The 13,953-nt window shown below is 69.7% G+C and carries 13 protein-coding genes; 4 read left to right on the top strand and 9 right to left on the bottom strand.

The window, feature by feature from the left end:
• A partial coding sequence (locus D7X12_RS45645; RefSeq protein WP_120628781.1) for a TIGR02266 family protein occupies positions 1-367 on the bottom strand: 367 nt, incomplete at its 3' end.
• A 164-nt stretch (positions 368-531) separates the two neighbouring features.
• Between D7X12_RS45645 and guaB the strand changes: the two genes are divergently transcribed.
• On the top strand, positions 532-1,989 hold the full coding sequence (gene guaB, locus D7X12_RS30585) for an IMP dehydrogenase (RefSeq protein ID WP_120628777.1): 1,458 nt from the start codon (positions 532-534) through the stop codon (positions 1,987-1,989).
• Between the two features lie 68 nt (positions 1,990-2,057).
• Here guaB and D7X12_RS30580 read toward each other — a convergent pair whose 3' ends face one another.
• On the bottom strand, positions 2,058-2,636 hold the full coding sequence (locus D7X12_RS30580) for a hypothetical protein (RefSeq protein ID WP_244224874.1): 579 nt from the start codon (positions 2,634-2,636) through the stop codon (positions 2,058-2,060).
• A gap of 133 nt (positions 2,637-2,769) precedes the next feature.
• Between D7X12_RS30580 and guaA the strand changes: the two genes are divergently transcribed.
• Positions 2,770-4,323: a glutamine-hydrolyzing GMP synthase gene (gene guaA, locus D7X12_RS30575; protein ID WP_120628780.1), complete on the top strand. Its 1,554-nt coding sequence runs from the start codon at positions 2,770-2,772 to the stop codon at positions 4,321-4,323.
• 83 nt (positions 4,324-4,406) lie between these two features.
• On the opposite strand, the gene D7X12_RS30570 is transcribed toward guaA, so the two are convergent.
• Together D7X12_RS30570 and D7X12_RS30565 are read right to left on the bottom strand one after the other, a co-directional pair.
• Positions 4,407-6,500, bottom strand: coding sequence for a S46 family peptidase (locus tag D7X12_RS30570; protein WP_120628775.1), 2,094 nt, complete (start codon positions 6,498-6,500; stop codon positions 4,407-4,409).
• 213 nt (positions 6,501-6,713) lie between these two features.
• Positions 6,714-7,505, bottom strand: a complete 792-nt coding sequence (locus tag D7X12_RS30565; RefSeq protein ID WP_244224873.1) for a helix-turn-helix domain-containing protein — start codon at positions 7,503-7,505, stop codon at positions 6,714-6,716.
• 112 nt (positions 7,506-7,617) lie between these two features.
• Between D7X12_RS30565 and D7X12_RS30560 the strand changes: the two genes are divergently transcribed.
• Positions 7,618-8,478, top strand: coding sequence for an MBL fold metallo-hydrolase (locus D7X12_RS30560; protein ID WP_120628774.1), 861 nt, complete (start codon positions 7,618-7,620; stop codon positions 8,476-8,478).
• A gap of 233 nt (positions 8,479-8,711) precedes the next feature.
• Positions 8,712-9,266, top strand: a complete 555-nt coding sequence (locus D7X12_RS30555) for a hypothetical protein (protein WP_120628773.1) — start codon at positions 8,712-8,714, stop codon at positions 9,264-9,266.
• Positions 9,267-9,483: 217 nt separating this feature from the next.
• Here the strand turns inward: D7X12_RS30555 and D7X12_RS30550 are convergent, their stop codons facing one another.
• The 5 genes from D7X12_RS30550 to D7X12_RS30530 form a co-directional block, all read right to left on the bottom strand.
• Positions 9,484-10,374: a DUF3014 domain-containing protein gene (locus D7X12_RS30550; RefSeq protein ID WP_120628772.1), complete on the bottom strand. Its 891-nt coding sequence runs from the start codon at positions 10,372-10,374 to the stop codon at positions 9,484-9,486.
• A 69-nt stretch (positions 10,375-10,443) separates the two neighbouring features.
• Complete coding sequence (locus D7X12_RS30545) at positions 10,444-11,505, bottom strand: hypothetical protein (protein ID WP_120628771.1); 1,062 nt, start codon at positions 11,503-11,505, stop codon at positions 10,444-10,446.
• 8 nt (positions 11,506-11,513) lie between these two features.
• Positions 11,514-12,389, bottom strand: coding sequence for a ribonuclease H-like domain-containing protein (locus D7X12_RS30540; RefSeq protein ID WP_120628770.1), 876 nt, complete (start codon positions 12,387-12,389; stop codon positions 11,514-11,516).
• Complete coding sequence (locus tag D7X12_RS30535) at positions 12,389-12,826, bottom strand: (deoxy)nucleoside triphosphate pyrophosphohydrolase (RefSeq protein WP_120628769.1); 438 nt, start codon at positions 12,824-12,826, stop codon at positions 12,389-12,391. Before D7X12_RS30535 ends, D7X12_RS30540 begins: the two co-directional genes overlap by 1 nt.
• A complete protein-coding gene (locus tag D7X12_RS30530; RefSeq protein WP_120628778.1) occupies positions 12,823-13,950 on the bottom strand; it encodes an outer membrane protein assembly factor BamB family protein in 1,128 nt (375 codons plus the stop codon). Before D7X12_RS30530 ends, D7X12_RS30535 begins: the two co-directional genes overlap by 4 nt.
• Positions 13,951-13,953 lie beyond the last annotated feature (3 nt).

Here is a 13,953-nt window from a genome sequence, read left to right as displayed (position 1 = left end):
GCCTAGTCGTCGGCAGCGTCAGATGTGTATAAGAGACAGGGGCGTGCGGAAGGAGGGCGATGGTGGCATCCAGGAACCGGCGCGTCGCGGCGTCCGCCTCTCCGAACTTCAGCCCCATCCCGGAGATGCCCTGGCCCTGCTGCCCGGTGACGAAGTGCACCACGGCGGCGGCGTAGAGCAGCCGGTCGCCGCCTGCCAGCCGGAGGTCCAGGGTGACGGCCGTGCCAGGGGGGCGCACAGCCTTCGCGCGCAAATAGATGCCACCCCGGGTGATGTTGCCCCCGTATTTCGCGAGGAACTCTTCGGGGGTGGCGAACGGAAGCTTCACCACCAGCCCGACGGCCCCTCCCTGATTCAGATCCGCCAAGGCCCGGTCCAAGTCCCGCAACGTGTGTGTGTGGCGCGGAGTATCACCCGAAGTCCCAGGGAACGGGCGGCAAAAAACCTTCTTCCGTTGCGCGCCTGCCGCGTTACTCGTATGGAACCGCACCCGCCGGGCGCTGGTGCCCCGCGGGGGTTCCGGGAGCCCCCATGTTGAACCCCGATATCCGGCTGGCCCTCACCTTCGACGACGTGCTCCTGCTGCCCGGTGAGAGCGCCGTCACGCCGCGTGAAGCCGACCTGACGACCCGCCTGACGCGCAACATCCGGCTCAACGTGCCCCTGCTGTCGGCCGCCATGGACACCGTGACGGAGGCCCGCACCGCCATCGCCATGGCGCAGGAGGGTGGCATCGGCGTCATCCACAAGAACATGACGCCCGAGCAGCAGGCCCTGGAGGTCCTCAAGGTCAAGAAGTTCGAGAGCGGCATGGTGGTGGACCCCGTCACCACCGAGCCCGGAGCCCCGCTCGCCCGCGCCGTGGAGCTGATGAAGATCCACGGCGTGTCCGGCGTGCCCGTCGTGCAGGGCAAGCGCCTGGTCGGCATCGTCACCAGCCGCGACGTGCGCTTCGAGAAGAACTTCGCCCAGAAGGTCGAGGACATGATGACTCGCAAGCTCGTCACGGGCCGCGAGAACATCACCCAGGAGGAGGCCCAGAAGCTCCTCCACGAGCACCGCATCGAGAAGCTCCTCATCGTGAACGAGGCCTATGAGTTGAAGGGCCTCATCACCATCAAGGACATCGAGAAGCGCCGCACGCACCCGAACGCCGCCAAGGACAGCAAGGGCCGGCTGCTCTGCGCCGCCGCCGTCGGCGTGTCCGCGGACCGCGAGGCCCGCATCGACGCGCTGGTGAAGGCGGGCGTGGACGTCATCGTCGTGGACACCGCCCACGGCCACTCGCTGGGCGTGATTGAAGGCGTGCGCGACACGCGCAAGAACTTCCACGGCTTTGATCTCATCGCCGGCAACGTCGCCACCGCGGAGGGCACGCGCGCGCTCATCCTGGCGGGCGTGGACGCGGTGAAGGTGGGCATCGGCCCGGGCTCCATCTGCACCACCCGCGTGGTGGCCGGCGTGGGCGTGCCCCAGGTGACGGCGGTGGATGACTGCGCCCGCGAGGCGGACAAGCACGGCATCCCCATCATCTCCGACGGCGGCATCAAGTACTCAGGCGACATCGTCAAGGCGCTCGCCGCGGGCGCCAGCTCCGTGATGATCGGCTCGCTGTTCGCCGGCACCGAGGAGTCCCCCGGCGACGTCATCCTGTACCAGGGCCGCAGCTACAAGAGCTACCGGGGCATGGGCAGCCTGGGCGCGATGAAGCAGGGCGCCAAGGACCGCTACTTCCAGTCCGACGTGGACGCAGTGAAGCTCGTCCCGGAGGGCATCGAGGGGCGCGTCCCGTACAAGGGCACCCTGTCCATGAACGTGCACCAGATGCTGGGCGGCATCCGCAGCGGCATGGGCTACGTGGGGTGCGCCAACATCGAGGAGCTGCGCACGAAGGCGATGTTCACGCGCATCACGTCCGCCGGGCTCAAGGAGAGCCACGTGCACGACGTCATCATCACCGAGGAAGCGCCCAACTACCGGATGGAGTAGGGCGCTTCGACCCGGGGTGCGGCTTCCGGGGCGCTACTGCCTGCGCCCCGGGAGGCGCGGGCAGGCGCCTACTTGGTGCGACGCTTGCCGGCCGCGTCATCCGCGCCCGCAGGCACCGTGGCCACGCGCTTCTCCGCCGCGCCCACGCGCTGCATGAGCTGCTCGCGGTCGTCCGGGTCCAGCGTTTCGATGGCCTTGCGCAGGGTGGCGAAGTCCAGGCGGGCCACCGTCACGGTGTTGCCGCCCTTGATCTCCTGCACGGTGGGCACGTCCACCAGCTCGCGCAGGTAGGTCTCGAACTCCACGCGGATGTCGGCCGTCTGCTGGATGCAGGTCTCCTTGGCGGAGACCAGGGCCTGGCTGCCCTCGCGGTAGCTCAGGTCCGGGTTGCGGGCCATCGCGTCCTCGAAGGTGTGCGTGCGGTCCTTCAGGGACGAGTAGAGCTGGACGTACTCCACCAGCCGGTCCGACTCCGGCCGGTTGACGTTGCGGGCCTTGTTGAGCGGTTCGGTGGTGTCGTCACAGGTGAGCTTGGACAGCTCGGCGATTCCGGGGGTGTCCTTCACGGCCACGCTGCGCGTGTCCCGCTCCAGACGCTCCTCCGAGGAGATCTCCTTCACGCACCCCGCGGAGGACAGGAGAAGCATGGCTGCTGCACTGGAAGCGGTCAGGCGGCGCATCCGAACCTCGAACAATTGACGGCCTTTCAGCGTTGATTTCCCGAAGTTTGTAGCGATAAGGGCCCCCACCCGTCAACGACGCCCCCTGGGAGAAATGCCGGTGGACCTGCACTCCGAGAAGATCCTCATCCTTGATTTCGGGAGCCAGTACACCCAGCTCATCGCCCGCCGGGTGCGTGAACTGGGCGTCTACTGCGAGATCCAGCGCCCCGACCTGCCCGCGGACGACATCCGCAAGTTCGCGCCCAAGGGCATCATCCTCTCCGGCGGCCCGGCCTCCGTGGAGGCCCCTGGCTCACCGCGTTGTGACCCGTACGTCTTCGAGGCGGGCGTGCCCGTCCTGGGCATCTGCTACGGCCTGCAGCTGACGGCGAAGCTCTTGGGAGGCCGCATCGACCGGGGAGCGCACCGCGAGTTCGGCAGCGCGTCCGTGGAGGTGCTCACCGCCCGGGGCCCGTTCTCGGAGTTCCGGCCGGGGGACCAGGTGCAGGTGTGGATGAGCCACGGCGACCGGGTGGACGTGCTCCCGCCTGGTTTCGAGGCCATTGGCCGCAGCGGCAATTCGCCCTTCGCGGCGGCCGCCCATGCGACGAAGCCCTGGTACGGCCTCCAGTTCCACCCGGAGGTGGTGCACACGCCCCAGGGCAAGGCGATGCTGCGCGCCTTCCTCTTCAACGACTGCAAGGTCACCGGCTCGTGGACGATGAAGGGCTTCATCGACGAGGCGGTGGAGACCATCCGCCGGCAGGTGGGCGAGGAGGGCCGCGTCATCTGCGGGCTCTCCGGCGGCGTGGACAGCTCCGTGGCGGCGCTGCTGCTGCACCGGGCCATTGGCCCGCGCCTCCAGTGCATCTTCGTGGACAACGGCCTCCTGCGGCAGGGGGAGCGGGCGCAGGTGGAGGCGCTCTTCGTGGACCGCTTCCACGTCCCCCTGAAGACGGTGGATGCACGCGAGCGCTTCCTGTCGAAGCTGGCCGGCGTGACGGACCCGGAGCAGAAGCGGAAGATCATCGGCCGGGAGTTCATCGCCGTGTTCGAGGAGGCCTCCCGCGACGTGCAGGACGCGGGCTTCCTCGCCCAGGGCACGCTGTACCCGGACGTCATCGAGTCCGTGTCGTGGAAGGGCCCGTCCGTCACCATCAAGAGCCACCACAACGTGGGCGGCCTGCCGGAGACGATGAAGCTCAAGCTGGTGGAGCCCCTGCGCGAGCTGTTCAAGGACGAGGTGCGCGTCCTGGGCCGCGAGCTGGGCCTGCCGCCGGAGATGGTCGGCCGTCAGCCGTTCCCGGGCCCGGGCCTGGCCATCCGCGTGCTGGGCGAGGTGAACGAGAAGCGCCTGGACCTCGTCCGCCGCGCGGACACCATCGTGCAGGAGGAGATCCACAAGGCCGGGCTGTACGGCGAGGTGTGGCAGGCCTTCGCGGTGCTGTTGCCGGTGCAGAGCGTGGGCGTGATGGGCGATGAGCGCACCTACGAGTCCACCTGCGTGCTGCGCGCCGTCACCAGCGTGGACGGCATGACGGCGGACTGGGCGCGCATCCCGTTCCCCATCCTGGAGAAGATCTCCTCGCGCATCACCAACGAGGTGCGCGGCATCAACCGCGTCGTCTACGACATCTCCTCCAAGCCGCCCGCCACCATCGAGTGGGAGTGAGGTAGCGGCAGGGCGCTGGGAAACGAAAGAGGCTGCCCGGAGCGAACCGGGCAGCCTCTTTGTACTTCAAGCGCGGGGGACGACTACCCGGCCGGGTTGGCCTTCACGGGCGGCACCTTGGTGCTGCCGGGGCGCAGCTCTTCCAGGACGCGGTTGGCGCCGTAGACCTTCTGGAGCGCCTCGATGATGGCGTCCGAGTGCACGGACACGGTGCGGTTCACGGACTCGTCGAAGCCGTACTCGCCGCCCAGCGACTGGATGTTGCCGTCGAACACCAGGCCGACGATCTCGTGGTTCTTGTTCACGACGGGCGAACCGGAGTTGCCGCCGATGATGTCGTTGGTGGTGACGAAGTTCATCGGCGTGGAGCCGGTGATGACCTTCTCCGACTTCACCCAGGACTTCGGCAGCGCGAACGGCTCCTGCCCGGTGGCGTGCTCGAAGGTGCCGCTCATCTGGGTGAACGGCGCGACCTTCTGGCCATCTTCCGTGTAGCCCTTCACCGAGCCGAACGACACGCGCGGGGAGAACGTCGCGTCCGGGTACTGGCTGGTGCCGTAGATGTCGAACTTCGCCTTGGCGACGAGCTCGCTGTTCTTCTTGACGACCGACTCCACGTCATCCTCGAACTTCTTGCGGATGGCGCGGGCGTCCGGGTCCACCAGGAGCGCCAGCTGGACCATCGGGTCCTTGGACGCGTCCAAGGCCTTCTTGCCGCCGTCGAAGAGCGCCTGACGCGCCTTCACGTCCGTCAGCTTGCTGCCCTTCACCACGCGGGTGGCAACCTGCTCCGGGGACTCCTTGCCCAGCACCTTCTTCACGAACGGGTGCTTGGTGCCCAGCTCCTCGCGCAGCTTGGTGAGGCTGAACGTCAGGCGCGCGATCTCCAGCTCCGGGTAGATGGGCGCGGGGCTGAAGAGGTTCGCCTTGAGCGCGGGCTGGTTGGCGTCGTTGAACTCACGCAGCCGCTGGCCGTTGTCCTTGGGCAGCTCGTCGGCGGCGCGCACCAGCGTGCGGGCGATGTTGAACAGGGAGGACGAGATGCCCTGGCCGTGCTCGATGTAGCTGAGCTCCTTGCGCAGGGTGAAGAGCTGCTCCTCCGCCTTGGCGATCTCCGCCCAGGCGCCGGCGTACTTCTTCTTCAGCTCCGGGTTCGCATCCACCTTCTTGCGCAGCTCCTGCTCCGCGGCGACCTTGGTGGCGAAGAACTTCTTGTCGAGCAGTGCCTCGTGGCGACCCTTGGACGCCTTCAGCGCGTTCTCCACGCCGAAGAGCAGGTTGCTGGAGATGCGCTTCTGCTCGGGGCCGCGCTTCTGGAACTCGGTGACCATGCCGCGCAGCTCGGAGAGGTACATGAGCGTCTTGGGCATGGACACGTCGCGGGTGTACTCCAGCTCCGCGATGGTCAGCGCGCGCGACGTGCGGCCCGGGTTGCCGGGCACGAACGTGAGCTCGTTCTCCTTGGCGCCGTTCGCGGACCACTTGAAGTAGTCCGGCGTCTTCGCCGGCTGCTTGTCCTGGTAGACGCGGACGAACGTCACGTCCAGGTCGTAGCGGGGGAACTCGAAGTTGTCCGGGTCCCCGCCGAAGAAGGCGATGGCGTGCTCGGGGGCGAACACCAGGCGCACGTCCTGGAAGCGGCGGTACTTGTACAGGTTGTACTTGCCGCCCTGGTACAGCGTGACGAGGTCACAGCGCACCTTGTCGTCGCCGTTGGAGCAGGCCTTCTCCAGCTTGGACATCTCCGCCTTCAGCGTGTCCGAGTACTGCTTGCCGGTCAGCGACTGGGTGGCCTTGTTGAGCGTGTCGGTGACGTCGGTGATCTCGACGAGCTGGTTCACCTCCATCGCCGGGCACTGCTTCTCCTCGCCCTGCGTCTTCGCGTAGAAGCCGTTGGCCAGGTAGTCCTGCTTCGCGGTGGACAGCTGCTCGATGCAGCCGCGCGCGCAGTGGTGGTTCGTCATCACCAGGCCGTCCGGCGACACGAAGCTCGCGGAGCAGCCGCCGGCCAGACGCACGGCGCCCAGGCGGAGCTTCTCCAGCCACTGCTGGGAAGGCTCGAAGCCGTACTTCTCCTTCACCTTCGCGTTGGGAAAGTTGTTGTACGTCCACATGCCTTCATCGGCGAGCGCCGGAGTGGCACCCACGAGGGCGGCGATGACCATCAATCGCTTCATGAAATGGGATCCTTTCGGACCGCTGGACGGGTACCAGCGGGGACGGGGCGTTTGTGAGGGATGGGAAAGCCTCGGTCAAGCTGGGAAAACGCCCACGCAAGGCGCTGAACGCACGAGCGCTTGAACGATTCCTGGGCCCCCCTGGCGGGCGTGCGGATTTCCCACCCGGCGGATCCGACGCGCCGCGTCTGAGAATGGGCCGGGCAGGGTGGATCAGGCGGCCCGGGCGCGCAGCCACGCGGTGGGCGTGGTGCCGGTGACGGCGCGGAAGTCCGCGATGAGGTGGGCCTGGTCGTAGTAGCCGACGCCGGTGGCGATGGCCCCCCAGTCCGGCCGGGTGCCCCGGGAGGCGGACGCGGAGGCCCGGAGCGCCCGCTGGAAGCGCACGAGGCGTGCGAACACCTTGGGTCCCATGCCGAGCACGTCGTCGAAGGCGCGGCGCAGGTTCCGTTCGCTCACGCCCAGCGTGCGGGCCAGGTCGCTCACGCGGGGGATCTCCACGGCTTCGGTGACGAGCCGGATGCCGCGCCGGACGAGGTACGCGGCGGCGGGTTCGAAGACGTCGTCGCGGTGGAGGCGGTCCACGAGGGCGGCCTCGAGCGTGCGCAGGCGGGCCTGGACCGTGGGGGCGTCCACGAGCAAGGCCCGGAGCCGCTCGCCGTCGGCCGGGCCCCAGAGCCGGTCGATGGACAGGCTCCGGTGGGCCAGCTCCGACATGGGCAGGCCGAAGAACGGATACGCGCCGCCGGGCTTGAACTGGATGCCCAGCGTGTCCGGCGGAACCTCCGTGGCCGACTTGTGCTGGACGTGCTCCCGGGGGCCCAGGGCGTGCACGTCGCAGCCGGTTCCGGGCAGGACGCGGACCACGAGCTCGACGGTGCCGTCGGGCAGGCGGACGAAGGCGTCCCCGGAAGGGCCGTGCCGGAGGACCCGCACGCGCTGGATGAAGCGGGACAGGTCGCTCCGGGGGACCAGCGCGTTATCGGACGTCGAAGCCAGGGCCATGGGGTGAGTCTGGGCCGGCCGGGCCGGGGCTTCAACCGGCGGGAGACCCGGGCCGGGCACGGTGGCCGATTCCTCCAATCGGGCCCGGAGGGCGATCCGTAGGGTTCCGGGCATGCGAATCCATCACCTCAACTGCGGAACCCTGTGTCCCGCCAGCGCCCGGTTCGTCGTGGGCGCGGGCGGGCTGTTCGAGCGGGCGCGGCTCGTGTGCCACTGCCTGTTGCTGGAGACGTCCCAGGGGCTCGTCCTCGTGGACACGGGCCTGGGGACCCGGGACCTGCGGGACGCGAAGGGACGCCTGGGCCAGCGGTTCGTGGCCCGGAACGCGCCCAGGTTGGATCCGGCGGAGACGGCGCTGGCCCAGGTGGAGCGGCTGGGGTTCCGGCGCGAGGACGTGCGGCACATCGTGCCGACGCACCTGGACCTGGACCATGTCGGGGGGCTGGACGACTTTCCGGAGGCCCAGGTCCACGTGCTCAGGGACGAGCACGCCGCGGCCATGGTGCCACCGGGGCCGAAGGAGAAGCTCGGGTACAAGCCGGTCCAGTGGGCCCACGGGCCGAAGTGGAACCGGTACGCCGTGGACGGCGAGCGCTGGTTCGGGTTCGAGGCCGTGCGGGTGATTCCGGGCCTGGACGCGGAGGTGCTGCTGGTGCCGTTGGTCGGCCATACGGCCGGACACTGCGGCATCGCGGTGAAGGGCCCGGGAGGCTGGATGCTTCACGCCGGGGACGCGTACTTCAACCACCGAGAGGTCGATCCGGTGGCCCCGCGAAGCCCGTGGGGGACAGCGCTGTTCCAGCGGCTGAAGTCCGTGGACAACGTCGCGCGGCTCGCGAACCAGGAACGCCTGCGGGGCCTGGTGCGGACGCACGGGAACGAGGTGACGGTGTTCTCGGCGCACTGCGCGGTGGAGTTCGACCGGCACGCCGCGGGCCCGGGAGCCCGGAATCCGGCCCGGGGGAGCGGGTGAGGAACGCAGTCCAGGTCCCCCTGGGATGCCCAGAGGTTTAGTTTACATAACGATTCTTATCAGACCTCATGGCTTGGGGCTCCCGGGGGAGTTCTGGCCGGTTCCCGGCCGTTCCTGGCGCTCCCAGGACGTTCCAGTAACCGGGTCCGCCGGCGTCCTCCAGTGACCTTGGGCATGCAGGCCGGCGTCCTCGGGCTTCCCGAGCCCGCGCCCGGCACATACGTTGCCGCGCCATGCGCCTCTTCCGACGAACCGGACTCGCCGTGCTCTGCGGCCTCACCGCGGCCCTGCTGACGGGCTGTCCCGACAAGACGCCGGACACCGCCGTGGTGGATGGCGGCGTCACGGGCACCCCGGCGGCCCCGGACGCCGGCCCGGACACCGTGGTCTTCCAGCTCCAGTACCAGGCGCCAGACGCCGGGCTCGCGCTCATCCCGCTGGCCCTGGAAGAAAAGCCGCTCATCGAGCCGACCTCCGACCTGGAGCTCCGCAGCACGCTGCCCCTGAAGAACTACCGGGTCCGGCTGATGGACGAAGCCGACCGGGCCATGGTCTCCGATGACTCCGTCACGGAGGCCGACGACGGGCTCGTCTACCGCATCCACCTGCCGCAGCCGCTCAAGACGGGCTTCTCGTACACGCTGGTCGTGGACGCCCAGTCCGGCACCGCGTTCCAGGACGCCCGCGGCCGCGACGTCGAAGACCTCCGGGCCGCCTTCCAGGTTGCCGGCGACAAGGAAAAGCCCAAGCCGCCCCCTGCGAAGCCTGCCAAGAAGAAGCGCAAGTAGCCGCTTACTCCGCTTCTGGTGGACGCCACTGCTAGGTGTCGTCCTCGGCTTCATCCATGGGGGCAAGGTACGCTCGGAGTTGGGCCCTATAGAGCGTCCGTGGCTTGCGCCAGGTAGTTGTGCGTAGAGCGCATCCCTGGCTCGCGCGACGTGGTCGAGCAGCCCGTGCCAAGCACAAAGCCGGATACCATCACCAGCCGTCTGGTCAGACGCACGGCTACTCTGCGGGCTGCGTCTGGCCCGGGTCCTGATCCGGGAGCGCCTCCGGGGCCCTGGGCTCCGGGGTCTCCGGGGTCGGCAGGTTCAGCGACGTGCGGACCTCGCGCAGCTTCGCCTGGATGATCCGGATGTTCCCTGGACCCATGCGCAACAGGTGCTTCTGGGCCCGGCTCAAACCCTCCAGCTCCGGCGCCGCGTAGACGTACAGCGCGCCCTTGGGCAGCACCTCCACCGGCCCCTGCGGCACCGGCACGGCCAACAGGTGCTGGATGGCGCGGCCGAAGGTCGCCTCGAAGCTCTGGCCCGGTGGAGCAATCTCCCGGTAGGCCTGGTCGATGAGCGGCTGCAGCTCCCGGTAAACGAGAGCCGCGCCGGCCATGTCCAGCGACCCCAGCACCCGGGCCACCAGGTCGTAGCGCGCGTAGCTCAGCGGTGCGACCGCCGCGCGCCCGTTCGCCCCGGACGCGTCCACCTGGAAGGCCCCCGGCGGCGCCATGAACAGCAGCGAGGCCCGGGGGCTCTCACCCTCGGCGATGTTGTTCACGGACGACGTGAACCGGCGCGCCAGGTCGCGCTCCTGGAGCCACCGCGCCAGCTCCGGGTCCACCGACAGCTTGCCCACCAGGTCCCGGACCCGACCATCGCTCTCCGGCAGCGACACGTCCGGCGGCAGCGCGGCCGGCGTGCCCGCGTCGAACAAGGTGGGCGTCACGGCCACCGACAAGGGCGCCGACTGACGCTTCAGCCCGAAATACGAAGCCACCAGCGCCGCGACCATCAGCGCGACCAGGATGCCCATGACCTTGCCCCGCGACGGGGTCTTCGGCGGCTCGGCCTGCGGCGGCGGTGGGATTCCCGGGGGCTGATTGACGAAGTTCGGATCGCTCATGGTTCCGGACCCTACAGACAGCCCCGGGGGCCATTCCACGAGTGCCTGAACAATCCGCGCGACCGGTGTTCAGCGGGCGGACGTCGGCTCGGGGGCCAGGACCTCGGCGGGCAGGCGCCAGAGCTGGCCGTCCTCCGGCGACAGGATGACCCCCCCGGGCAACAGGTGCAGCGACGTGACGACCTCCGTGGACAGCGGCAGCTCCCACGCGCACACGGGCCGCAGCGTGGCCGGGTCCAGTTGGAGCAGGTACCACTCCCCCACCGCCAACAGGTCCTCCACCGCCACCAGCACCGCGTGCGCCGTCACCAGCCCGGTGTAGCCCGTGGCGAGCGTCCCCAGCTCCGGCAGCATGAACTCCGCCGCCTGCGTCCCTTCCGGGTACGTCCAGCGCCGCACCCACGTACCGCCCACACCGATGAAGCTCGCGCCGTCCGGGAAGAAGCCCGCCGGGTAGAACGGCGCGTCCACGGACGCCACCTCCGCGCCCCGCACGAGCCCAGCCGCGCCGCGCTCCACGAACGTGAGCCACGTGCCGTCCTGGCCGCAGCTCAGCGCCACGCCCATCACCGGCAGGCTCGGGTGCGGCATCCATTCGTGCAGCCCGTCCACGTCGTCCTCGCCCAGCGGCGCGTCGAGGCTCGTGTCCATCCCGGCCACGTCAGACAGCGTCTCCGAGTCCACGAGCTGCACGGACGCCCGCCCGTCCACCACGTCGCTCGTCCACAGCCCCCGGCCCGTGCTGTCGAACGCGAGCGCCTGCGTGGGCCGCGTCCAGGTGCGCGCCGTCATCCCCGCGCTGCCCCCGTCCGCGCCCAGGCCCACCATCTCGATGCGTCCCGGCCCCAGCACCGCCACGCTCTTGAGCGACGGGTGCAGCGCGATGAGCTGCGCGGACTTGGGCAGCTCCAGCGAACGCTCGGGCGGCCACGCCTCACCGGCCTGGTACACCGCGAGCCGGCGTGCACTCAGCGCGAGCCCCAGCGCATCGCCGCTCGGGCTCATGACGAAGCCGTCGCCCGCCCACTCGGCGTCCGTCACCGGCAGGGTCGTCACCCGGGTGAGCTCCACGCGGCGGCTGGGAATGCCCCAGGGGGTGCCGGGCCGCGGCCGGCCGACCCAGGGGACCACCTGGCCGCTCAGGAATCCTGCTCCATGGCCCGTACCCGCGCGAGGGTGTCCATGTCGCGCTCGGTGGGGCCCAGTTCCAACAGCAGTCGGCTCACGTCGTACAGGAGGTCGCCCCGCTCGAAGACCTTCAGCCGCGGGACGTCCAGGTTCAGGTCGTCCGCGCCCTTGTTGTAGGAGAGGTCCATCAGCGACCGCAGCTGGAACGAGTCGTAGAGGTTGTACTCCACCAGGAAGCGCAGGGCCTCCACGTCGCCCCGCCGCAGGTACGCGCGCCACAGCAGCACCGCGTCGTACCCGTTGGTGCCCTTCAGGTGCGGCGGTCGGCCCACGCCCAGCTTCTCTTCAATCTCCTTCAGCCCGCCGCCCATCCCCAGCCGCCGCGTGACGAAGCGCAGGTCGATGTGCGCCTCCGGCACCGGGAAGTGCTTCGCGCCGAAGTACTCCTTCAGCACCGGCACGTCGAAGCACGAGCCGTTGAACGTCACCCACAGCCGCCGCCGCGCCATCGCCTCCGGCAGCGCGTCCATGTTCCGGCCCTGGATGAAGACGTGCAGACCCGCCGCATCAAACAGGCTCACCACGGTGGGCACCTGCGTCTCGCTGCCGTCCGTCTCGATGTCGAAGTAGACGGCGTCGTCCTGGAACTCCGGATACAGCCGCCAGTGCTCGCGCGACGGCACCAGCCGGGCCAGCTCCTTCAGGTCCTTGCGGGCCAGGGCCTCGCGGGCCTCGGCGATGCGCTGGCGGGCCACCGTGTCCGCCTTGCGGCTGATGACGATGCCGCCATCCGGAAAGTCATCCCAGGTCCGGATGCCCTTGGACCAGAGGTCCTTCTCCCGCCACGGCCCCACGCCGGGGATGTGCTGGAACGTGTGCAGCAGCATCAATCGAGCACACCCAACCTTCCGGCCAAGAGGTCGTCCAGGAGCGGCACGTCCGCCTCGCAGAACGGCAGCACCTGCATCTCCGTGGGCGTGTGGAACGCCAGCTGGTGCGCGCCCAGCGGCTTCGGCTCGCCCGACACCAGCGTGGCCGCGTACAGCACCAGCTCCACGGTGAGGTCCGGGTACGTGTGCCGGCCCTCCCACAGGCGGCGGCCCACGGACAGTTCCACGTCCAGCTCCTCGCGGCACTCGCGCGCCAGGGCGGCCTCGTCCGTCTCGCCGGCCTCCACCTTGCCGCCGGGGAACTCCCAGAGCAGCGCCCTGCTGCCGCCCGGGAGCCGCTGCTGGACCAGGAACCTCGGCCCGCCGTCATCGGGCGGGGGCCGGGGAATCAGCGCGGCCACCACCCGCACCGTCCGGGGGGCGGCGCGCGTCACCCGCGTGGCCCCTTCTGGACGTTGTTCATGTCCAGCGAGTACAGGTACGCGTTGTTGGACAGCACGTACACCCGCGAGCCCACCACGTACGGCGAAGCGGAGATGCCCGCGCCGGGGTTCCACGACAGACGCGTCTTGCCCGTCGTCGGGTCCACGAACAGCAGCGCGCGCTGGTTGGGCACGAGGAGCATTCCCCGGGCCAACACCGGCGCCAGGGCCGTCCTATCCTTGAGGGGCAGCGACCAGATGAGCCGTCCCGTCTCCCCCAGGTAGGCGTCCACGCGGCCGTCCCCGGACGCGAACACGACCTCGCCCCGGGCGAGCAGTGACGTCAGGCCGCCCACGCTGGTGTTCCACAGCACCGCGCCGGAGTCCGCCTCCAGCGCGTACAGGCCGTTCTTGTAGGAGGCCACGTAGAGCCGCCCCGCCGAGTCGATGGCCGGCGTGGTGTCCACGTCCAGGAACTCCGTCCCGGAGCCCGACAGCGACTTCTCCCAGACGACGCCGCCATCCTCGACCTTGAGGGCGACGAGGAAGCCGTCGGAGAAGCCCACGTAGGCGGTGCCCTGGTCCACCCTCGGCGCCGAGGCGCCCCGGATGGTGAAGCCCGACGGCGGATCCCGGCGGTACTGCCACACCCACGTGCCGTCGGACGCCTTCACCGCGAACACCGTGTCGGTGTCCGAGGTCACCAACACCAACCCGTCGGCCAGCACGGGCACCGTGGCCAGGGATTCATTGGTCGCGTACTTCCACTTCACCGCGCCGGTGCGGCCGTCGAGCGCGTACAGCGTCCCGTCACCGCCGGGCGCGTAGACGACACCCTCACTCGCCATGGCGCCCGCGAGCGCCCGGGCCCCGGTGCGGAACGACCAGGCCAGGTCGCCGCCCGGGCCCACCGCGTGGATGTAGCCGTCGCGCGTCAGCGCGATGACGTTGCGGCTCTCCGGCTCGTACACCGGGGAGGCAGGCTCACGCGGCGAGTACTCCAGCAGCGGGACCTTCTCCACCAGCCCCCGCCACCAATCCACCTGGAAGTACTCCACCGGTGGCTGACGGGGCGCCGTGGGCAGCTCCGGGCTGCCATACAGCGGCGCCCGCGCACACCCGGCCAGCAGCCCCACCCC

Source organism: Corallococcus sicarius, assembly GCF_003611735.1.
GTDB lineage: Bacteria > Myxococcota > Myxococcia > Myxococcales > Myxococcaceae > Corallococcus > Corallococcus sicarius.
The sequence above is the reverse complement of the archived record's forward strand: the minus strand, read 5'-3'. Positions and strand labels throughout refer to the sequence as shown.